The organism is Fulvivirga ligni (genome assembly GCF_021389935.1).
GTDB lineage: Bacteria > Bacteroidota > Bacteroidia > Cytophagales > Cyclobacteriaceae > Fulvivirga > Fulvivirga ligni.
In genome coordinates this window covers 2,476,421-2,498,360 of the sequence record NZ_CP089979.1, presented here as the reverse complement: position 1 = coordinate 2,498,360, position 21,940 = coordinate 2,476,421, and the positions used below count along the sequence as shown (strand labels likewise).

Here is a 21,940-nt window from a genome sequence, read left to right as displayed (position 1 = left end):
AATATTTTATTATTTAGAATTTAAATTCTAAACCTTTTCAAGTTTAGACAGTTCCTTCATTTTACCCATCTCCATTTTGTAGCACCTATTTGCCACATCAAAGTATTTTTCGTCATGAGTAATGCTGATAAGTACCTTGCCTTCATCACGCATTTTTGGCAATAATTCGTAGTAAAAAAATTCTTTAAAATCAGGATCTAAATCTGCTGCACATTCATCAAAAAAATAAATTGGTCTATCCTCAAGATAAGACTTCAATATGGCAAGTCTTTTTCTTTGACCTTGAGATAAGTCCAAAGTACTAAAAGAACCATGTTCAATCTTCACTTTATCAGCTAGGCCAAGTGTATCTAACCACTCATATACCTGCTCTAGCCTTTCATACTTTATACCATAGATTTTCTTAAAGAGGTAAAAATCACTATAAATAACAGAAAAGTATTCCCCAAGAAATCTATAATTAATCTTTTGCCCATTGATTAGAATTTGTCCCTTATCCGACTTATAAAGTCCTATAAGGATTTTTAAAAATGTAGTCTTACCACTTCCGTTACCACCAATTATGAAAACTATCTCACCCTTATCTGCTTCAAAATTAATAGGTCCTATTCCATACGTGATATCCTCATTCTTAATGTCAGGTTTATAATTAAAACTAACATCTTTCATCATAATATGATTTACCGTATTAATATTACTAGCTGTTAAGGTTAATGGCTCTTCTACTAAATCTTCTGCGGCTGTATGATGGAGAAAATCACTTATTCGTTTCCAAGAAACCTGCACTTGCGAAATTTGAGGCACCGCATTAATTATAGTATTAAAAGGCGACCATAAAAACAGAGTTGCTATAACATAAGATGTAACTAATTCTTTGCTGAAATTAAAAATCAAAGGAAACATTAAACAAGTAGCTCCTATGGCTATAATAAAAGATAAGTCTGAAAATAAAATCTTATTAATATTAATGTTTGTTGTCTTCAAATCTGCATTATAATAATCTGCACTCCCTCCTTCAAGGTCTGTATGATATTCACTACGTTTTACCCCATGTAACACCAACTCTTTAAATCCTGAAGCTAAGCCCATAACCAAATCCATATAATGTTCACGCTGCTCTTTAGCGTAATGGAGTGCTTTAACATAATTGTTGGATACCAGGTAGTGAAAGCCGAGGATTAAACCAGTTATAAGCACTAACAACAAGGAACTTAAAAGATTAAGACTAAATAGGTAAGCAAGAACAATCAATGCCATGACTACGCTAGTATAAATTCTGATTAAATCTTTTGAAAATCCAATCAGTATGCCAAGATCATCATTTAAAATTGTATAGATTTTACTGCTTTTAATCTTTTCAAATTTAATGTAGGAGAAATCAAAAATATTTCTCAGTACCAACACATTCAAATCTCCTGCTACTAACGTTCCTATATAGGCTGCCTTTCTTTTACTTAGTCTCACAGTGATAATATATACGTAGGTACACAAGGCAAAAAAGAAAAGCAGATACTTCACATCAGTATCACTATTGATGAAATTTGTTATGATCATTACCAACATTGAATTAGCAACTCCTGGAAAAAGGCTTAAAATCAAAAGTGGAGGTATTTCATTATAATATTTGTTATAATGAGGAAAAAAGGATGTAGACGCAGTGAGCAAATAAAAGCCTAATAAAGAAAAGCTAAAAAACATCATAGATTGCTTTATATCATCATATCTGACAGATATTGCATTCCAAAAATTCTCATCATAAAAAGCTACCGGGATAAAGTATACACATATGAATAGTGGTAGAAGTAACAATATTCCTCCCAAATAGTGGTACACTTTTCTCGCTGTGATTTGGATACTTCTTTTTTTTCTATAAAACTGCACAAAGGTTACCGTTGATATCGAAACCCCCACAAGGATTAAAAGCCCTCCAAATATGTATAGATAGTTAGGTATATTTCCCACTTACTTTGAATTTAAAAGATTCAATATTTTAGTTTTTTTTTACACCAAGAAAACAACTTCTTCAGGAAGTTATTTCCGCATTCTGATACCATTCATTTTCCAAGGCTTGCAAAGGAGAGAAATTGCGCTCAGAAAGGAATTCAGGTCTCTCTTTTCCAACATTATTTAAAGTATTTTCTACGCTGTTGTAGGTAATAATGTATGTCCTTCTGTCGAAAGGAGACATGTTACAATTGGAGGCATGGAAAATATTCCCATGAAAGAAAAGTACACTACCTGCTTTTCCAATGGTACTAACTACATTGTTATCTTCAAACCCTTTTGTTAAAATTGATCTACCTATTGTGTATTTCAAATTTGCTCCTGTATAGCTAACTTCCTCCTCACTTTGCTGCTTGTCTTCGAATGAAACAATTCCCAACTTGTGAGACCCAGGTATTACCATTAAAGGCCCGTTAAACTCAGTTACATCATCCAGATATATCATAACCGATGTAACCCTTGGTAGTGGCATACCATCTTCAAGATTCCAATATGGAAAGTCTTGATGCCATTCCCACCAGTTTCCCTTTAGCGCCTTTTTAAAATTAACCTTGGTTTGATGGATGTAAATATCACTGTCAAGAATCTGTTTAACAGGTTCTACGAGTTTTCTAACACGCGCTACTTCGTTATAAATATTATTCATCTGGTGAGCTCCATAATAGGATCTTATCTCCCCATTAGACTCTATGATCTTTCTTGGCCCATCGTCCTGCATAAGCAGTGTAAGTTGAGAATTCATTAGACTTACTTCCTTCGGAGTGAAATAGTTTTCCAGCAGAAGATAACCTTTCTCATGGTATTGGCTTATTTGTTCTTGACTAATCATTGGATTGAGTTTAAAGTTTAGTTGAAATGGTATTATATATTCCGGTCCATTTGGTAAGGTTGCCCCATGGCGGTAAGTATTGTACGTTCACCTTGAAATGGTTTTCTCCCGTGCGAAAACATGAGATTATCCAAAAGTAAAAAATCATCTTGCTCCCATTTAAAGACTATCGATTCACTCTCGTAAAAATCATGAAATTCTTTTATTACATCTGGCTCTATATCACTCCCATCTCCATAATATGTAACAAAAGGCAAATCCTCTTCCGAAAAAAACTCCAAAACTGCCGGATCGTACAAACTTTTATGACCAAAATACATATGATTAAACCACATATCTTCAGAGGTGAGCGGATGTTGATGAAACGCAGGGAGACTCCACTTCACCCTTAAATGTTCATCACTAACCCAAGTAAAATGATGCCCATTGGATGTGAGAATATCATTCACCTTTTGCCGATCATTGGTTTGATATATGGTTTTCCAATCAAGACCAATGCCCGGCATGGAATTACGCACATACTGAATTCCCTTTTCTCTAAACTTCTCAATAGTGCTCTTTTTTAAACCAGCTAAAAGTTTTCTTTCATCTGCTATTGGTGTTTCTCCACCTACATTCGCAGGTTTAAGGCAATAGAATGCTATTATTCTATTAAATATGCTTGAGTAAGAATTCTCAGTATGCATATATATATTCTGATCATTAGGGTGGCTAGTAGATGTATAAACATTACTATAAACTTGTTCCCTTGGAGATGTTCTATTGTTATAGGCCATGGCATCTCCAGATATGGTTGAAAACATTTTATTAAAGGTTTCAGCACCACCAATTTCAAAGCCCCTCAATAGCAACGCCCCATGCTGAAGCAGCAGCTTATTTAATTCATCGCTATTTTCCTTTGCCCAGAGTAATGCATTTGCATTACCTTTTGGTTTAATCATGAATGGAAAATGGTCTGATGCATCGAATGTTGTAGCACCCTTCAGGTTTGTTAAATATTTTATTTGTGCTTCTGTGGAAGGTTCCATGTAATACGGTTTTAAGAATTAATTGATTAATTCGATCATTTGATCATTCTTTAAATAACAGAGAGCTTCTAATAGTGGAGCAACACGCACATTATTCGAGTGCCAACCCGCTACTAGAGGCCATTGCTAACTTCATATAATGATTGGACATCGCTATATCAAATACGGCCATCCCCATGGGATTAAACATAATAGGTTGATCTACTGGTATACGACTAAAAACGCCATCTGCTATAATATCTTGAATTGCATACACATCAGCCTTTTGCAGTCCATTAATTTTATGAAACTGTTCTATATCTGTATTTTCCCTACACACCTCTTCCCAATCATCCACTACAATACCTCCCACAAAATGTGGATAAACATCAGATTTATAATCTCTTAGTGAAACATTAAGGTGAAGTGATCCTACCTTAGGTTTCTTATCAATATACCTTTCACTAGATACTGTACAAGTTATAAAAACATCCGCATCCTCGTAAGCTTCTTCCCAACTGGTAACGGGCCTTATTTTATCTCTTGTATTCTCAGGAATAGTGTCCAGAGAAATTCCCTTAAGATCATAAATGGCCACCTCATCTATAGTATTTCCTAGAATTTCTCTGCACATACTTAAATGGTACTGTCCAATCGGTCCGAAACCTGTTATACCTATCTTTAGACCTCTAGGTTTACGAGCTTTCATATATTCCTTTAGAACAAGGCCACTGACAGAAGCAGTTCGGATAGCGGAAATTGAACCACTATTAAGAATACCAACAGGAAGGCCCGTATCAGCCTCATTCAGTACAATAACGCTATGAGCTCTTACCAGTCCTTTTTTTATATTGTCTGGAAAGCTAGCAATCCATTTTATACCTGACATATGTATGTCCCCTCCAATATATGCTGGCATAGCTATTATTCTGTTTTTCAAATTCCCATAGCGCAAATATGGTTTCACAGGCTGTGAAATATCTTTGGATTTAATGCAGGTTATGGCATTAGCAATAACTTCAACATTTCTACTCCAATCCAAATCTTGCTGCTTTATATCATTTTCGTTTAGGTAGATCATTTTATGAAATTCTAAATATTTTAAACTGAAACTGACGCCTTAGAATGGTTTCGTTCAACATATTCTTGAACCATTCTACACCAATCATCATTATATATTGTACTTATATATCGCTCCCCTCTGTCTGCAAATACACACATCACATTGACAGGGTTATTTATTGCTTTATTTTGGAAATATTGCTTCACTGCTTGATAAACTGAACCTGCAGAGCCTCCAGCATAAAGGTTATGTTTTTCTAAAAGCTCGCGACATGAAGTAATAGTGTCTTTTTCTGAAACAAATTCTATTTCATCAATAAATGCATCATCCAATATTTTAGGCCTTATGCTCGATCCTATTCCGGGTATAAAACGCTTGCTAGCTTCCCTACCAAAAATTACAGATCCTTCCACATCCACTGCAACAATGGTTGCTTCAGGGTGCTTCCTCTTAACCATCTGTGATACCCCAGTAATTGTGCCTCCTGAACTAACCCCCATAAAAAGGTAATCCAATTTTTGCCTGGGTATCTCAAGACATATTTCCTTACCTAAAGAGTTATAATAAGCTTGAGCGTTCAATGGATTACCATATTGATTAACCCAATAAATATTGTCAGTGTTATCAATTATCTCTCGTACTTTCTTCAATCTATTCATAAGGTATCCGCCAAATTCGTCCGGTTCGGTAATACAGATAACTTCAGCCCCTTGTAACCTTATAAGCATTTCATTAACAGGCAAGGTATTTTTATCGATAACGCAAATAAACTTCAATCCATGCATTCGTGCATACGCAGAAAGAGCAACACCAAAATTACCCGAGGATGATTCTATAATAGTTGTATTTTTATTAATTACCCGTTCATTCAACAGACGATTCATAATGTAACAGGCTGCTCGATCCTTTACACTACCCGTTGGATTGTAAAATTCCAACTTGGCAAAAACATTTAGATTAGGGCTCTCCTGAATTTTCAATGGAATAAGAGGAGTATTTCCTACCTTATTTAGAATATTATTAATCATATCACATATAGCGATAAGGCCGTTTTAAATTAAAAAAAAGGATTAGTTAATTTACCATTTAGTTCAATAACTATGACAGATCAAAATTATTTCAGAAATCAATTATTACTCTTGACATTTATTAAAATATCATCTGAACTCATTTCAATAAAATAAATGAATAAATTCAGAGCGGTCATGAATGGATAAAATTCTTGCTGTAATGTTTCCCTTAAATAAGAATCTAACAAGTAGGCTTAAGCTACATTATTAACAAAAAAAGAATCCATGATTGCCTATATCCTAAAACATACTCGGTAGACACCACAAGTCAAATTGTAATATCTCACCTTTATCAATTAAAAATAATAATTGATGCGATTAATTTAATTTATCGTTTAAGAAGATTTTTATTTTGCTACTTAAAATATAGCTTTAAGATATGGGAGTTATAACAAATTTCAAAATAAATGATAATGAAATAATTATTACCAATCTATTTCATAGACCACATCCTTACGAATATTTCAAAAGGTCAAACTGAACCTTCGACAGAATTAACTAAAATAGTCTGTAACCCTCTATTAAATTATAATACAAGTTTAAAGTCAGTTAGCGATGAGTGAATAATGAACATCACTTGTTTCACTTTTTGATAATGGGTTTACTTTTTCGCATAAACACCATTCCAAAACAGCCGCTGCTGCATGTAATTTATTTTCTGCTTGATCGAAAACTATGCTAAGCGAACCGTCGATAACCTCTGCGTCTACCTCCTCACCTCTATGTGCCGGTAAATCGTGCATAAAGACAGCATTAGTAAACTGACTCATAAACTTTGAGGTCAATTTAAATGGCTCAAATGCGTCTCTCCAATTTGGATCAGGTTTGGATGTACCAGTAGTTTGCCAGCGAGTAGTATATATTATATCAGTTTCTTTATCGATATCTTTCAACTCATGATATTCCTTAATATCAGCACCGCTCTGTAAAGCGAGTTGCTCAGCACATTCTTTTGCAACTTGATCTAAACCATAATTTTTGGGAGTATAAAAACAAAGTTTAACTCCTGAGTATCTAGATAATGATAGTGCCAAAGCAGACGCAGTATTATTACCCTCGCCTACATATGCAATTCTTAGTCCTTCAATTTTTCCAAAATGTCTCCTTATGGTAATCAGATCAGCTATTGCTTGGGTAGGATGCTCTTTTGCAGTCATGGCATTAATAACTGCCATCTTGTCCTGCGAAGCAAAACACCTCATTTCTTCACATGATCCGGCGGTTCTCGCAACTAGACAATGAAGCATCCGAGAAAGAACCTCCGTAGAATCCTGTACAGTCTCACCTGTATTTTCCTGCAAATCATTAGGTCCATATGAAATGATTTGTGCTCCCATTCTTAATGCCGCTGAAGAAAAAGAAGTTCGAGTCCTTGTAGAAGTCTTCCGGAAATATATACCTACAATTTTATCTGTTAATAAATTATTCATTTGAGCACTCCCACTGGAAAAGTCTGCGCCCCTACTCACAATTTCGTCTATATCAGAGTTTGATAAATCAGATAATGACACCAAATGCTTAACTTTTTGTTTTTCCATATTGATTTAATTTAGTTATTTATTAATAGTACAAATTGAAATTATTACGCGAAAAAATTAGCCTGCTAAATTCTACAAGAGCAACTCTTATTTCGAAATGAGTCATGGAGCACGACTAACTTTTATTAACGAAATTGTTTTAAAAACCCATCAGATCATCTCAATAACCAAAGGACATCTTTATTTGATAGCTGATAATACATATCTTTAGTTAAAGATGTACATCTGTTCATTCAAAATTAATTCCAATAAAGAATTCAATTATAAATAAATGTTCAATCTGAACATCAGATCACCAGTCTATCTCATAAATTAGATAGATTCCATTTTTAAAGAAATTTAAAGCTACCAATTCCGAGCCTCTTAGAGCAAAAACTATAGCTCAATCTTATCACTGAAATTAAGGAAAATATTAAAATAAACCAATGACACACCCAATCAGCATTAAATTAGGATCAAAGTTTTGATAAATAGCTCACTTTAACAAAGCAAGTGCATCTAAACTATAAAGGATAAAGTATAAAGAAAAGCAAAACAGAATCTTTGCTTTAAAATTGTGTAGTCCGTAGGGGAATCGAACCCCTGTTACCAGGATGAAAACCTGGCGTCCTAACCCCTAGACGAACGGACCATAAACCGTTTTCATCAAAAAAACAAAATACACTCAAAACGGTAATAAGCGTATTTTTCTTGTAGTCCGTAGGGGAATCGAACCCCTGTTACCAGGATGAAAACCTGGCGTCCTAACCCCTAGACGAACGGACCGCTTTTAAAACGAGGTGCAATTATAAGAATGATTCTAACATTTTTCAACACATGTCGAAAATTTATTTTAACCCAGATAATGCAAACACCAGTTTATATGTAAGAATTATCACTATGACTCATAGCACCCCTTTTATCTCACTAACTAAAGAGTAGATTCTCTAGTCTTTCAATAAGTTTTCTAAGTTCATCAATAGCATCCATATCCTTGTTATTAATTGCCCTATTTATAGCTGAAATAACCTTACCTTTTATTCTAACTATTTGATCATCTTTTTCCTGAAACAAAGGCTCTTTAGACTCGAAATACTCTTTGGCTTCTTCAATTTGCTTTTCTTTAATTTCTGTTAAAGCACTTTCTACCTCATCCAAGATATTCTCTTTAATGAGCTTAGCCTTGTTATACAAATCGGCCTCGTTTTTAATGTTCTTAAGCAGTGCATCTCCTCCATCGTTTAGCAATCGAATGTCTGCCTTATTAACTTTAACCTCTCCATTTAAAATTTTGAGTTTTAACCTTGGGTTTGACTTACCAATAATATCTAAACCACTAGCATATTTAGCATCTCTCTTCACAGTACTTTCACTTACCTTGAAGTCTTCAGCCAGCCGTTCCGAGGTCGAAAGTTCTTTCTGACCTTTTGATTGCACATTATCATAACCTCCACGCTGTCGCTTTAAAGAATTATACTTTAATCCCCTATAATAGCTTATTTGGTCTGATGTTAAATTCCTTCTTCCTAGTTGGTTGTTCAGCATCCATAACTTCACCTCTTCCTCGTTTTCGAAAGGAAGTATTTTGGACTTAAAATTCAAATTATGCTCACCACATATTTTAAACCTGTTATGCCCATCAACCAAGACCGGACCATCTTTCGTCATCCAAAAAATCAAAGGGTCTCTACAACCTTCCTTCACAATATTCGCCTCAAGCTGCGCATACTCTTCTTTACTGAGAGGAATTATAAAACTCTTTAATTCTTTTTTAATGATTATCTCCTCAATATTTACTGCGTCCATACCGTTATATAATTAACAATACGATTATCATAAATACTTGTACTTATGTAAGTTTCGTATCAAATTTCAATCTTATTGATTCAAAAAAAAAGAATAACTTTATAGTTGGTCTTTGGTAAAAGACTAAAGACTAAACACTTAAGACAAAACCAACAACCAATCTAATCCTATACCTAAAACTCAATTATTTATGAGGCTCCCCCTATTCTTTGAACAAAACCACCAGTTTTCAATTCTAATAAACTCACTATCTCAACATTCACTCAATGGCCAATTCACTGTTAAAACTTCTGAAAATGAGCCCACTTACAGCTTTCAAGCTTTAATCTATGAAATGAGTCACAACATCTATAACTTCACCTTTACATTGGATTGGTCTCATACACATGTACCTTCTTACACTACCTTCTTAGGAATAATTTACCTTAATCAGGAAAGAAATGAGACAGCACTACAGTTAAATTGGTTACTCGTTATAAAAAGTGAACAAAGCAAGTGCATCAAAGGGTCTTCACACCTATTTAATGATTCTAATACCTTTGTCGACTTCTCACATACCTCAAATTTACCATTCCCATCTGATCTATTAACATCAGATATTCTTGATGTTTAATCAAAAAGGTTGGCTTTAAACATACAATTATACAACAAATACTGGTAAGTGTTTGAAAGTTAATCACAGCAACCTAATAAGAAAAACAAAATAATATAACATTGATATAATAAAATTATATAATTATAACTGATTAATAACAAAAACTTAATAAATTATTAAATTATCATTAATCCAAATGTCAATTATTTTAACTTGAGAATTCCAAATTCAGATAACGTATTATTTTTTTTTGGGGAGGGGTAGAAATAAAAAAGCTGACCCGTAGAAGATCAGCTTTATTCGTAGTCCGTAGGGGAATCGAACCCCTGTTACCAGGATGAAAACCTGGCGTCCTAACCCCTAGACGAACGGACCGTTTTTCAAATGAGAGTGCAAATATATATAACAGATTTTTAAATGCAATAGGTCAGTGAAAAAAAATTTCTAAATCGCACATTTTTATTTTTAACCTGCGCTTTCGTTGATTTTAGATATACCGTATTGTATTTTTGCGCCCGTAATAAATCAACAAAACTTAATCCACAAATAATGACTAAAGTAGCAATCAACGGTTTTGGTAGAATTGGCCGATTGGCATTCAAATCATTACTACAAAAGGATAACATAGAAGTAGTAGCCATAAACGATCTTACTGATATCGCTACACTTGCCCACCTTTTAAAATATGACTCTATCCACGGCAAGTTTGACGGAACAGTTGAAACTAACGACGAAGGTTTTATAATAAACGGTAAATCTATTAAAGTTCTTGCGGAAAGAGATCCAGCTCAATTGCCTTGGGGTGATTTAGGTGTGGATATCGTTCTTGAATCTACTGGTAGATTCGTTGATGAAGCAGGCTCTAAGAAGCACATTCAAGCTGGCGCAAAGAAAGTAGTTATCTCTGCTCCTGCTAAAGGAAATATACCTACTGTAGTATTAGGTGTTAACGATGATATTCTTACTGGTGAAGAAGAAGTATTATCTAACGCTTCTTGTACTACTAACTGTCTTGCTCCTGTAGCTAAAGTTCTTAATGACAAGTTTGGTTTGGAAAAAGGTTTCATCACCACTATCCACGCTTACACTGCTGATCAGAACTTACAGGATGCTCCTCACTCTGACTTAAGAAGAGCAAGAGCTGCTGCACTTAACATTGTTCCTACTACTACAGGTGCTGCTAAAGCTGTAGGTTTAGTTCTTCCTTCTCTTAAAGGTAAATTAGATGGTAACGCAGTAAGAGTACCAACTCCTACAGGTTCATTAACTGACCTTGTTTGTGTATTGAACAAAGAAGTTACTGTAGAGGAAATCAATGCTGCAATGAAAGAAGCTGCTGAAGGACCAATGAAAGGTATCCTTGAGTATACTGAAGATCCGATCGTTTCTACTGATATAGTTGGAAACTCTCACTCTTCAATCTTTGATTCACAAATGACGTCTGTGAATGGCAACCTAGTGAAAGTTGTTTCTTGGTATGACAACGAGGCTGGTTACTCTAACAGAGTAGCTGATCTTATCGCTAAGTTAGCTAAGTAATTTATATACAACCCAACAAAAAAGGAGACTCAAAAGGTCTCCTTTTTTGTTGTATAAGGCTTAAATTCAGCTTTTAATATTTAGGACAATCTCTCCAACTGCTCATCAGTGATCTCTAGATTGTGATATACTTTCTGCACGTCGTCATCATCCTCCAAAGCATCAATTAATTTCATTACGCTTTCAAACTGCTCATCATCCAATGACACATAGTTTGTTGGTATTCGCTGTAGCTCGGCGGTTTCTGCTTCCAATTTCACTTCATCCAGCTTAGTTTGCATACTACCAAAGTCTTCCATGGCTGTGGTTACATGGATGTATTCATCATCAAAGTCGGCCTCTTCTGCCCCACCATCAATTAACTCCAGCGTTAAATCATCCTGGTTCATCTGCTTAGTTCGTTTGATAAGAAAAATGCCTTTTCTATCGAACATATAATCTACAGAACCATTTACTCCCAAGCTACCGCCATATTTAGAGAATAATGATCTGACACTTGCCACTGTTCTATTCAAATTATCAGTAGTACATTCTACGAAAACCGCTACTCCATTTGGGCCGTAACCTTCATAGGTAAGCTCCGTGTAATCTGCGCCGTCATTACCGCTACCTTTATTGATAGCTCTTTCGATATTATCTTTAGGAACATTCTGACCTTTAGCATTTTGAACCGCTAACCTCAATCTTGGATTACCATCCGGATCATCGCCACCTTCCTTGGCTGCTACGGATATTTCCTTTAATAATTTAGTGAAGATTTTAGCCCTCTTAGCATCAAGAGCTCCTTTTTTTCTCTTTATGGTAGACCACTTACTATGTCCTGACATATTGAAAAATTTTGTTTATTCAGTTGATTTCCTCACCGTTAGACTATGTTTATACCAGACGTTTAGAACCACTCCAACTATTACCACCAGCATACCCGCATAAGTCATAACATTAAATGATTCACGGAATATCAACCAGCCATATAGTAAAGCATAAATTATATTCAGATACTGCAGGCTCGACACTTTAGATAACTCCTCAAGCTGGTATGACTTGGTCATGAAGTACTGAGCTACCTGGGTGAGCAAACCAATCATAAGCAGAAAAAACCACTGCCATCCTACTGGAGGCACCCAGTCAAACGCTGAGTAAATACCCGTAACAGGCATAGTTACTAACGGAAAATAAAACACTATAACCAGTGGATGCTCACTAGTGTTTAGCTTTCTTATGAAATTATAAGCCAGCCCAGATAATGCCGCTGCAACCACCCCGATACCAAGAAACCAGGATGATATTCTATCATCAAAGCCTTTTATCATGAGAATGCCAATGAATGCAACTAGAAAGAATAGCCATTGCAGGGGCTTCACCTTTTCTTTAACAATAAAAATACCTAGTATACTAGTGAAAATAGGTGACAAAAACTGAAGAGTAACAGCACTAGCTAAAGGAATGGCCTGTATGGTAGCAAAGTAAAGCACCAGAGCCACAGCACCAGCCGCACCACGGGCCAGCAAGATGGGTTTATTCTTACCCCAGATATTTACCCCTGAAGATTTTAATATCACCAGACTCAAAATAAAAGAAACAGCCGACCTGAACAGCACTACCTCCACCGCTGGAATATCAGGAACCAGCTTCACAAAAACATTCATAGTAGCGAAAAAAAAAGCCCGCCACCAGCATATAAATCACTCCTTTCGATAACATTTCGCAAAGAACCTCTAAATGGTTTAAAAAGGAAAATTATATTAGCTTTACTGCAAAGGATATTCATTCATGCACCCTACACTGTTTAAAATAAAGATGCCTGAGTTTCTATCAGGTATTTTTGGAGATTATTTCACGGTTCACTCATATGGTTTTTTCATTGTGCTAGGCGCCATTTCAGGAGTCACTTATCTCACTATCAAAACCAGAAAAAAGTATGGTTTGTCATTTGAAACCATAAACAATTTCTTCCTACTGATACTTATAGCAGCTTTTGTAGGAGGCAAAGTATTCCTATTTTTCGAGAATCCTTCCCATTATATTGATCATCCTAAAGGACTTATCGGAGGTAAAGGCTTTGTATTTTATGGATCGTTACTTTTCGCCATTCCTACCATGCTTTTATTTTTTAGAAAGCATAAGCTACCTGTGCTGGAAATGTTAGATGTAATGGCCATAGTCACCTGTATTGTTCATGTATTTGGTAGAATAGGCTGCTTCATGGCAGGGTGCTGCTACGGTATAGAATGGCATGGCCCTCTTTCCGTAATATTCAGAGACGATGAGTGCCTCGCGCCATTAAACACACCGCTCCATCCTACTCAACTATATAGTGTTTCTCTAATACTGACCATACTTATTGTATTGCTAATTATTCAAAGAAGGCAGGCATTTAAAGGACAGCTATTTTTAAGCTATCTAATGCTTTATGCTATTGGCAGATCTGTGGTGGAAATATTTAGAGGAGATGTAAGCAGAGGTTACGTAATTGATAACTTCCTCTCTCATTCTCAATTCATTTCATTATTGGTAGTAGTGGTAGCTGGCTACTTTTATTGGAAGTTTTATCAAAAAAACCGAAACTCCATTCAATAAAAAACTGGTTTTATAGTTAAATTTATTCTATGTACAACTATTATCAGGTACTGGATATAAGCAGAGACTCAGACCTCAAAACCATTAGGTCTGCCTACAAAAGGCTTGCCCTGAAATACCACCCTGATAAAAATCCTAACAATAAAGCCGCTGAAGAATATTTTAAACTGGTAAATGAGGCTCACCAAGTCCTGACTGATCCCGATAAAAAATTCCAGCATGATCAACTGCTTCATGCCCTTTATGATCGTCCCAGACAAACAGCTAGCGGCTACACTACCACTGCTCCTCCTAAGAAGAGAACAGAAAAATCAGTATATGAAAGGTATGGTAAGTATGATTGGAGAAAGGCCCCTAAATACAAAAACGCACCACACTACAAGGTAGATAAAGACTATTTTAAAACTCAGCTATACACATTATTAGGTGTATTTATTATTGCTATTACCGTGATTGGAGGCGTAAGTATTCATGAGTATTTTAAAGCCAGAGAAGAAGCCAAAATCAGAGCAGCCAATCAGATGGTAATTATGATGGCTCATGCCAAATATAAAAAAGGCGATTACGAAGGAGCTATAGTTTTACTTAATGGGCTCATTGACCAATTTCCGATAGACCAAAAGTATTCTGATGAGAAAGATAAAATGCTAGCAAATCTAAATGTTTTGGCAGCCGGCTTTTTCAATCAGCAGAATTACAAAGATGCAATCAAGTCATTAGAAGTAATCAGGGATTATCAGCAACCATTACAACTGAATACCTGGAAAATGTTAGCTGACTGCTATTATGCCAATGAAAATTATCCGGCCGCTATTCATGCCTTAAAGTATGTTTACGATCAGGAAACGAGCGACGCCTCCCTTCCCATGAAGATTGGAGACATCTATTATGAAAAGCTCGATCGGGTAGACTTAGCACTGGATGCTTACACTGAGGCCAAGAAAAGCTTTAAGGACACTTACAGTAAGGCCTTTGGAGAAGCTTTTGAATTCGTTTTGCCAGTAGAGCGAACACCAGACCTCTATTATAAGTTATTTATAAAAAGAGGCCAACTCAACATTGAAGCTGAGAATTATGCAGAGGCCATAACAGACTTCAATTGGGCCACCTACTTAAGGCCTAATAGACCTGATGGCTATTTTTATAGAGGCGTAGCAGAAGAAAAATCTAACCTGCTTCGGAAGGTTTGTATGGACTGGCAGAAAGCAAAACAGCTGGGAAAAGATGTGGATGCCACATTATTGAAAAAATATTGCAATATTTGAAGATTAAATAATCAGGAAGACCATGAATAATCTGGAGAAAGAAGAATTAGAATCTGTAAAAAAGAGCTTTTCAATATTTTAGCGCTCTTTATGCAAGAAGAAACCATTAACAGAAAGTATGTTGCATGCTTACTAAAATGGAGCGCTCAGCTTAACCTGTCTGATAACGACCTTAACTACATAGAAAATAATTTTGATCAGCTGGAATACAAAGCTCCGGAAGATAAAATTGAAAAAATAGAATCTATCTACCATTTGGTACACATGATCTATCTGGATAATGTGGTGGAAGACATTGAGTTAGAAGTAGCCAGCATCTATGCTGAGAAGCTGGGCTTTGCAGCCTCTATAGTAGGTGAGCTTTTTAAAGCGATAGCTACCGCCCCGTATGATGGCAAATCCACATCAGAAGTTCACAGTGAGATTAAGGAGTTTTTAGAACTCAACGACATTTAAGGATGAGAAAGGTTTTAAGCACACTGCTTCTTATAACTATTAGTATAAGTTATGCCTTCTGTCAGCAAGAAGAGGTAAACCGATTTATAGATAATTGGCATAAAGCAGCAGCCGAGGCTGATGCAGAAATTTTCTTTGGCAGCATAGCTGAAAATGGCATCTACATAGGTACTGATGCCTCTGAAAGATGGGATAAGACCTCTTTTGAGGAATTTGGCAAGCCCTACTTTGATAAAGGAAAAGCTTGGGATTTTACACCTTATGACAGAGATCTGCACTTTTCAGCAGATGGAAATACAGCATGGTTTTCTGAGCTATTAAAAACCTGGATGGGTGTGTGCAGAGGATCTGGAATTCTATCAAAACAAGAAGATGGTACATGGAAAATTGAACAATATCACCTGTCTGTAACTGTCCCCAATGAACTTATGGACAGTTTTCTGAAATTGGTTGAACAAAAGTAGGTTACTTTTTCAGCATAAATAGATTAAATAATTACAGTAAACAGATAAAACAGAGTTCTCTCTGTTTTTTTAATCTACATGCTAAAAAAGGGACTGACATATTTCTTCATCTGTATTCTGTGGTTGCTTTCTATAGTAGCCTTTGGTCAAAACAAGACCAAGCACACTATATTGTTTCACAAAAACCATTATAAAAGCGTCAATCCAGGACGGCAGTGTAAAGCCTTGAACAAAAAGAGAAATAAAAAGCCTCGTAAGAAGGTGAAGTTATTTGCTTCAAAGCCAAAGACATACCCTAGAGCTGAATACGATCCAGGAGACACTCCTCCGCCACCTCCACCACCAAAAAAGGATCCTCCGAAAGAAGAGGTAGTGGCTAAAGAAACACCGAAAGAGGAAGAGAAAAAGCCTGAGGAAGAACCGCAGACCTTAACTAAAGACAATATTCCTGAACCCAAAAGTCCTAAGCAGCAGGAGATCAGAGAAATGGTTAAACAAAATCTGGCTAAGCAAACAGACGACGTTTACCCAATAGAACTTGCTCCGCTATATTTCACCTTCGATGAGGATGAATTTTCTGTGGTAGATATGGAGCCGTTCCTAATAGCTGTAGAATATGCGCTGCAAGGAAGAACTATACTTATAGAAGGTCACACAGATAGTAAGGGTAAAGATGATTATAACGTAAAGCTATCCATCGAAAGAGTAGAAAAAATAAGGCAACTCATGCATGATATGGGTGTGCCCGATGATAGAATTTCTGTGGTTGGTTATGGTGAAGAAGAGGCCGGTGATGATTGGTCTGAAGATGCACGTCAAAAAGACCGCAGAGTAGACTTCAAAGTTTTTTAGAAAAAGACTATTTTAGTTCTACAACTAAATATTCTATGCCCACTTTTAAATCCACCATTGGTAAACTAGACCATTTAAATATGAAATATCTAGAGATCCCGAAGGATGTCATAGATAAAGTGGGTGGTATGAAGCAGCGTGTAGTCATTACGGTAAACAAGACCGTCACCTTTCAAAGCGGTTTCATGGCCCTGGGTGAAGGCAAGGCCTATATCAGCATTAATAATCAGCGATTAAAAAAACTACATGCAGATGTAGGCACCACAGTAGATATAAAACTGGAAAAAGACACCAGTGAATATGGCATGCCAGTGCCAGAAGAACTACAAGAACTTCTCAAACAAGATGATGAAGGCAGAAGAAGATTCGACATGCTACCTAAAAGCAAGCAGAGATATGTAATCTATTACGTTGCACAAGTGAAAAGAAGCCAATCTCGTATAGACAGAGCGATCATGCTCATTGAAAATCTTAAGCAGCTACCAGAAGGAAACGAAGAGTTTCGTAAGATGCTGGGCAAGGATTAATATTAATCTCAAAATTCCTTTCTAAACTACTGATTCACAGAGAAGTGAACTAAAGAACAATTGTGTCAAATTATGAAACTTTAAAATTTATTATATTAATTATTTTAATTTAAATAAATGTATTTAGATTTATATTTTTAATAAAAATAAACATATAATTAAAAACTTAAACCTATTATCGATTTTATTAGTATTCGTATTAATGAGTGCATGTAGTCTAGATCAAAATGAAGATCCACAACCTAGTTTCCCTGAAATATCAGTGATTAAGACCAACGATCAACAAATGTTGCAATTTAGAGATCATGAAGTTTTCAATAGATCGCTTGAATTATTCAAAAATCAACCAGAAGAAGATATTGTCAATTGGGCGGCAGACTTAGGTTTCAAATCACTTTTAGCTAGATATCATGATTTTAAATCTCAAATTCAAATTATTGAAAACCAAAATTCCTCCAATACAGATTTCGAGAATATTGAAGCTAAATATGATGAAGTACTAAACAAATTTGCAGATATCATCACCTATAACGCTGCGGGCGACTATGAAAGAACCTTTAACGATATGTTCATAGCATCTGTACTTAATCCTAAAGGTTATGTTATTATTGACAATGACCTAATTAAATATACCAATAAAGAAATTGTATCAACACCTTTAGATGGTAATGAAACTGACATAAAGCGCTTTCAATTTTCAAAATCTGAGAGTGAAGCAAGAACTGATGTTTTTACTCAACACTGCGGGGATTATTATACTTGTAACTGTTTTAAAGCACCTTGGGATTATACTGATTGGAAATATGATGGTAATGTTAAAGTCACCAAGACATTTGTTCCTCGTTATGAGAGAAGATGGGAAGAAGGTGACTGCATTGAAAAACCAAATGGAGCCATTCAGTGCTTTCCTGGGCATTATATTAATGTTATAGTTGGATACACCTTCTCCAATACGAGAATGGAAGCTACTTTTAGATCAAAGAAAAGTCATTGTAATAATTGCGACTGGTTACAGTATGATCAGACTCATTCAATAACCATTAGAACTACTGCTCGTCTTACCGCTAATACACCAACTCACATAGAGTCTAATCAATCAAATTCTGATTGGTACGTTGATATTGCAACAGAACATGCTCAAATAGCAGCAGATTTCACTATAGAATCATCTCATAATTTAGAAGATTGCTCTACAGCACTAATTAGTTTCTAATAGAGAATTTTTAAAGGCGTAGGATTAATTAAAATTCTATGCCTTTCTTAATTACCTTTAAGCATATGTTTAGAACATCCTTAAAGGTTTATCATTCGGATAATAAAATAACCCTATCCACCCCCATCCTATCAATAGGATCATGTTTTTCAGATTGCATAGGGCTTAAGTTTTCTGAAAATAAATTTACAGCCCTCGCCAATCCATTTGGCACAGTTTATAATCCCCTATCTATATTTAAACTGCTTTCCTATAGCTTAAACAATATTAAGCCTACAGAAGAAACCTACCTGAATAGTCAGGGGCTCTTTGCTAATTATGATTTTCATTCGTCTTTCTCATCACTATCAAAAGAAGAGATTGTTTCACAGGTAAATGAAAGCATAGCAGCTACCCATGAATTCATCAAAAACAGCCGGTGCTTAATCATCACTTTTGGCACTGCCTTCGTTTATCGCAGGGCTGATAACCAGCAAATTGTAGCCAACTGTCATAAAGTGCCGGCCAGGTCATTCACTAAAGAGCTATTGACTCAAAAACAAATCTTAAATGGTTTTGATCAATTCTATCGTGACCTCCAAGATTTAAATAAGGATATCAATATAATACTCACCGTTTCTCCAGTTAGGCATATAAAAGACACATTGCCGCTGAACAGTGTAAGCAAGGCCAACCTGCGGGTAGCTTGTGACACAATCACACAGCAACATAGTAATGTTCATTATTTTCCCAGCTATGAAATTATGATGGACGACCTCAGAGATTACCGTTTCTATAAAGCCGATATGATTCACCCGAATGAAACGGCAGAAAATTACATATGGGATCAGTTTAGTGAGTCATATTTTGATGCTGAGACCTTAAAGTTCATCCCACAATGGCAAAAAATAAAGCGAGCGCTGCAGCACAGACCGTTTAACCCAGAAACCGATGAACATCAAAAATTTGTTCGTGAAACCATCATCAAGCTTAAGGAGTTAGAGAATAAGATAAATGTGAGAGAGGAGATAAAAAGTCTTGAAGATCAACTTATTTAAAGCATATGCTTAAAAATTTAGTCCTTATATTATTCGTTATTTTACTCATTTCCTGCCAGAAGAACCCAAAAGAAAATACAGAAATGCCAGAAGGAGCTAACCACCTAATACATTCAACAAGTCCATATTTATTGCAGCATGCCTATAATCCAGTGGAATGGTACCCATGGGGCGAAGAAGCTTTAAACAAAGCTAAAGCCGAGGATAAGCCAATTTTAGTGAGCATTGGCTACTCCTCTTGTCATTGGTGTCATGTAATGGAAAAAGAGTCATTTGAGAATGACAGCATTGCTGAGATTATGAATAAGCATTTCATCTGCATTAAGGTAGACCGTGAAGAACGGCCAGATGTAGACCAAATTTACATGGATGCCGTACAGGCTATGGGTCAAAATGGAGGCTGGCCACTCAATGTTTTTCTTACTTCGGATCAGCAGCCGTTCTACGGGGGCACCTACTTCCCTCCTAACGGCTGGGCACAAGTACTCACACAAATAGCACAGGTTTATGAGACAAAAAGAGAAGAAGTAGAAGCTTCCGCTAAAGAATTAACTGATGCCATTGCCACTAGTGAAATCATAAAATTCAGATTAAAAAGCGACGGAACAGATCTTAATAGAGAAGCGTTAGACTCTATGTTTCAAAACTTCTCACAAAGATTTGATACTGAGAAAGGCGGCTTCAATAGAGCACCTAAATTCCCTATGCCTGCCAATTGGTTATTCTTACTAAGGTATTACCACATCACTAATAATCAACCAGCCTTGAGACAACTTGAGCTTACTCTGGATGAAATAGCGAAGGGAGGAATCTACGATCAGGTAGGCGGCGGATTTGCGCGCTATTCTGTAGATGCCGATTGGCTGGTGCCTCATTTTGAGAAAATGCTCTACGATAATGGTCAGTTGGTTAGTCTGTTTAGCGAAGCCTATTTGGTTACTAAAAAGCCGCTTTACAAGCATGTGGTTTATCAAACCATTGATTGGCTAGAGAGAGAAATGACAAACGCTGAAGGCGGATTTTATTCAGCATTAGATGCCGATAGTGAAGGTGAAGAAGGCAAGTTCTATGTCTGGACGGACGAAGAGCTTAATCAGATTTTGCATGATGATGCCGATTTGATCAAAGCCTATTACAATGTGAATAAGCCTGGAAACTGGGAAGAAGGTAAAAACATTCTTCACAAAGCACTTTCTGATGATGAGTTTGCTAGTAAATATAGCCTTAGCTCAGAAAAACTGAATGAGAAGATCTACAAAGCGAATCAACTACTTTTAGAAGAAAGAGCAAAAAGAGTAAGACCAGGGTTAGACGACAAAGCTCTTACATGCTGGAATGCACTGATGCTTAAAGGCTTAGTAGATGCTTACAACACTTTTGGTGAAGATAAATTCTTACAATTAGCAATTAAAAATGCCTCTTTCATCAAAAACGAAATGATGCAAGATGGCAAGCTATTTCGGAGCTTTAAGGAAGGTAAAACTAGCATCGATGGATATTTAGAAGATTATGCGTTTACAATAGACGCATTTTCAGCATTATACCAGGCCACATTTGATGAAGCCTGGCTTGAATCTGCTCTGGAGCTCACAGAGTACACACTAGTACATTTTTATGATAAAGAAGAAGAACTGTTTTTCTTTAGTGACAACAGCTCTGAAAAGTTAATAGCCCGCAAAAAAGAGATATTCGACAACGTAATTCCTGCTTCAAACTCTCAGATGGCTATTAACCTGCATATGATTGGTACATTGTATGATAATGAGGAATACAAATCTAAGAGCAGCCATATGTTAGCCAAGGTTAAAACCCTGCTTACCACTGAAACTGCCTACCTCTCTAATTGGGGTAATTTATATACTTATCTATTAAACCCAACCGCTGAAATAGCCATAGTGGGCAATGAGGCATTAGCCTTTAGAAATGAGTTTGTTAAAAGATATGTACCCAACAAAATATTAATGGGAACCACCTCTAGCAGCGACCTTCCACTACTTGAAGAAAAAACGGCGGCTGGCAGCAAAACCACAATCTATGTTTGCTATAACAAAACATGTAAACTACCAGTGCATGAGGTAGAAAAAGCTTACGAGCAGCTACAAAAGCCATAAGTATTGTA

The 21,940-nt window shown here is 36.0% G+C and carries 19 protein-coding genes and 3 tRNA genes; 10 read left to right on the top strand and 12 right to left on the bottom strand.

Annotation, left to right across the window (positions count from 1 at the left end; genetic code table 11):
• Positions 1-27 precede the first annotated feature (27 nt).
• The 10 genes from LVD16_RS11045 to LVD16_RS11000 all read right to left on the bottom strand — a co-directional run bounded on the left by LVD16_RS11045 (position 28) and on the right by LVD16_RS11000 (position 10,266).
• Positions 28-1,962, bottom strand: a complete 1,935-nt coding sequence (locus LVD16_RS11045) for a cyclic peptide export ABC transporter (protein ID WP_233774000.1) — start codon at positions 1,960-1,962, stop codon at positions 28-30.
• A 61-nt stretch (positions 1,963-2,023) separates the two neighbouring features.
• Positions 2,024-2,833, bottom strand: a complete 810-nt coding sequence (locus LVD16_RS11040; protein ID WP_233773999.1) for a phytanoyl-CoA dioxygenase family protein — start codon at positions 2,831-2,833, stop codon at positions 2,024-2,026.
• A gap of 32 nt (positions 2,834-2,865) precedes the next feature.
• Complete coding sequence (locus LVD16_RS11035; RefSeq protein WP_233773998.1) at positions 2,866-3,861, bottom strand: TauD/TfdA family dioxygenase; 996 nt, start codon at positions 3,859-3,861, stop codon at positions 2,866-2,868.
• A gap of 91 nt (positions 3,862-3,952) precedes the next feature.
• Positions 3,953-4,921 (bottom strand): 2,3-diaminopropionate biosynthesis protein SbnB, encoded by a 969-nt coding sequence (locus tag LVD16_RS11030; protein WP_233773997.1) that lies wholly within the window; start codon positions 4,919-4,921, stop codon positions 3,953-3,955.
• Positions 4,922-4,941: 20 nt separating this feature from the next.
• Positions 4,942-5,931, bottom strand: coding sequence for a 2,3-diaminopropionate biosynthesis protein SbnA (sbnA, locus tag LVD16_RS11025; RefSeq protein ID WP_233773996.1), 990 nt, complete (start codon positions 5,929-5,931; stop codon positions 4,942-4,944).
• A gap of 587 nt (positions 5,932-6,518) precedes the next feature.
• Entirely contained in the window at positions 6,519-7,511 is a 993-nt protein-coding gene (locus LVD16_RS11020) for an ornithine carbamoyltransferase (RefSeq protein WP_233773995.1), read from the bottom strand.
• Between the two features lie 559 nt (positions 7,512-8,070).
• Positions 8,071-8,142: transfer RNA gene (locus LVD16_RS11015), tRNA-Glu, on the bottom strand.
• A 62-nt stretch (positions 8,143-8,204) separates the two neighbouring features.
• Positions 8,205-8,276, bottom strand: a tRNA-Glu gene (locus LVD16_RS11010).
• 141 nt (positions 8,277-8,417) lie between these two features.
• A complete protein-coding gene (locus LVD16_RS11005) occupies positions 8,418-9,296 on the bottom strand; it encodes a ParB N-terminal domain-containing protein (RefSeq protein ID WP_233773994.1) in 879 nt (292 codons plus the stop codon).
• A gap of 898 nt (positions 9,297-10,194) precedes the next feature.
• Positions 10,195-10,266: transfer RNA gene (locus LVD16_RS11000), tRNA-Glu, on the bottom strand.
• Positions 10,267-10,440: 174 nt separating this feature from the next.
• Here LVD16_RS11000 and gap point away from each other — a divergent pair.
• Positions 10,441-11,430 carry a type I glyceraldehyde-3-phosphate dehydrogenase gene (gene gap / locus LVD16_RS10995; protein WP_233773993.1) on the top strand — a complete coding sequence of 330 codons (990 nt, stop codon included), beginning with the start codon at positions 10,441-10,443 and terminating at the stop codon, positions 11,428-11,430.
• An 80-nt stretch (positions 11,431-11,510) separates the two neighbouring features.
• On the opposite strand, the gene LVD16_RS10990 is transcribed toward gap, so the two are convergent.
• Positions 11,511-12,257 carry a YebC/PmpR family DNA-binding transcriptional regulator gene (locus LVD16_RS10990; RefSeq protein WP_233773992.1) on the bottom strand — a complete coding sequence of 249 codons (747 nt, stop codon included), beginning with the start codon at positions 12,255-12,257 and terminating at the stop codon, positions 11,511-11,513.
• Positions 12,258-12,272: 15 nt separating this feature from the next.
• Entirely contained in the window at positions 12,273-13,076 is an 804-nt protein-coding gene (locus tag LVD16_RS10985) for a DMT family transporter (protein ID WP_306309393.1), read from the bottom strand.
• Positions 13,077-13,200: 124 nt separating this feature from the next.
• Here LVD16_RS10985 and LVD16_RS10980 point away from each other — a divergent pair, with 124 nt between their 5' ends.
• From LVD16_RS10980 to LVD16_RS10940, 9 genes are all read left to right on the top strand, one after another.
• Positions 13,201-14,007, top strand: coding sequence for a prolipoprotein diacylglyceryl transferase (locus LVD16_RS10980; protein WP_233773991.1), 807 nt, complete (start codon positions 13,201-13,203; stop codon positions 14,005-14,007).
• A gap of 29 nt (positions 14,008-14,036) precedes the next feature.
• Positions 14,037-15,272: a tetratricopeptide repeat protein gene (locus LVD16_RS10975; protein ID WP_233773990.1), complete on the top strand. Its 1,236-nt coding sequence runs from the start codon at positions 14,037-14,039 to the stop codon at positions 15,270-15,272.
• A gap of 90 nt (positions 15,273-15,362) precedes the next feature.
• Complete coding sequence (locus LVD16_RS10970) at positions 15,363-15,728, top strand: hypothetical protein (RefSeq protein ID WP_233773989.1); 366 nt, start codon at positions 15,363-15,365, stop codon at positions 15,726-15,728.
• A 2-nt stretch (positions 15,729-15,730) separates the two neighbouring features.
• Complete coding sequence (locus tag LVD16_RS10965) at positions 15,731-16,192, top strand: nuclear transport factor 2 family protein (RefSeq protein ID WP_233773988.1); 462 nt, start codon at positions 15,731-15,733, stop codon at positions 16,190-16,192.
• Positions 16,193-16,270: 78 nt separating this feature from the next.
• Positions 16,271-17,044 carry an OmpA family protein gene (locus tag LVD16_RS10960; protein ID WP_233773987.1) on the top strand — a complete coding sequence of 258 codons (774 nt, stop codon included), beginning with the start codon at positions 16,271-16,273 and terminating at the stop codon, positions 17,042-17,044.
• A gap of 35 nt (positions 17,045-17,079) precedes the next feature.
• A complete protein-coding gene (locus LVD16_RS10955; RefSeq protein WP_255697914.1) occupies positions 17,080-17,571 on the top strand; it encodes a YdeI/OmpD-associated family protein in 492 nt (163 codons plus the stop codon).
• A gap of 202 nt (positions 17,572-17,773) precedes the next feature.
• Positions 17,774-18,784, top strand: a complete 1,011-nt coding sequence (locus LVD16_RS10950; protein ID WP_233773985.1) for a DUF4848 domain-containing protein — start codon at positions 17,774-17,776, stop codon at positions 18,782-18,784.
• A 38-nt stretch (positions 18,785-18,822) separates the two neighbouring features.
• Positions 18,823-19,821 carry a GSCFA domain-containing protein gene (locus LVD16_RS10945; protein ID WP_233773984.1) on the top strand — a complete coding sequence of 333 codons (999 nt, stop codon included), beginning with the start codon at positions 18,823-18,825 and terminating at the stop codon, positions 19,819-19,821.
• Positions 19,822-19,826: 5 nt separating this feature from the next.
• On the top strand, positions 19,827-21,932 hold the full coding sequence (locus LVD16_RS10940) for a thioredoxin domain-containing protein (RefSeq protein ID WP_306309392.1): 2,106 nt from the start codon (positions 19,827-19,829) through the stop codon (positions 21,930-21,932).
• Positions 21,933-21,940: the final 8 nt, after the last annotated feature.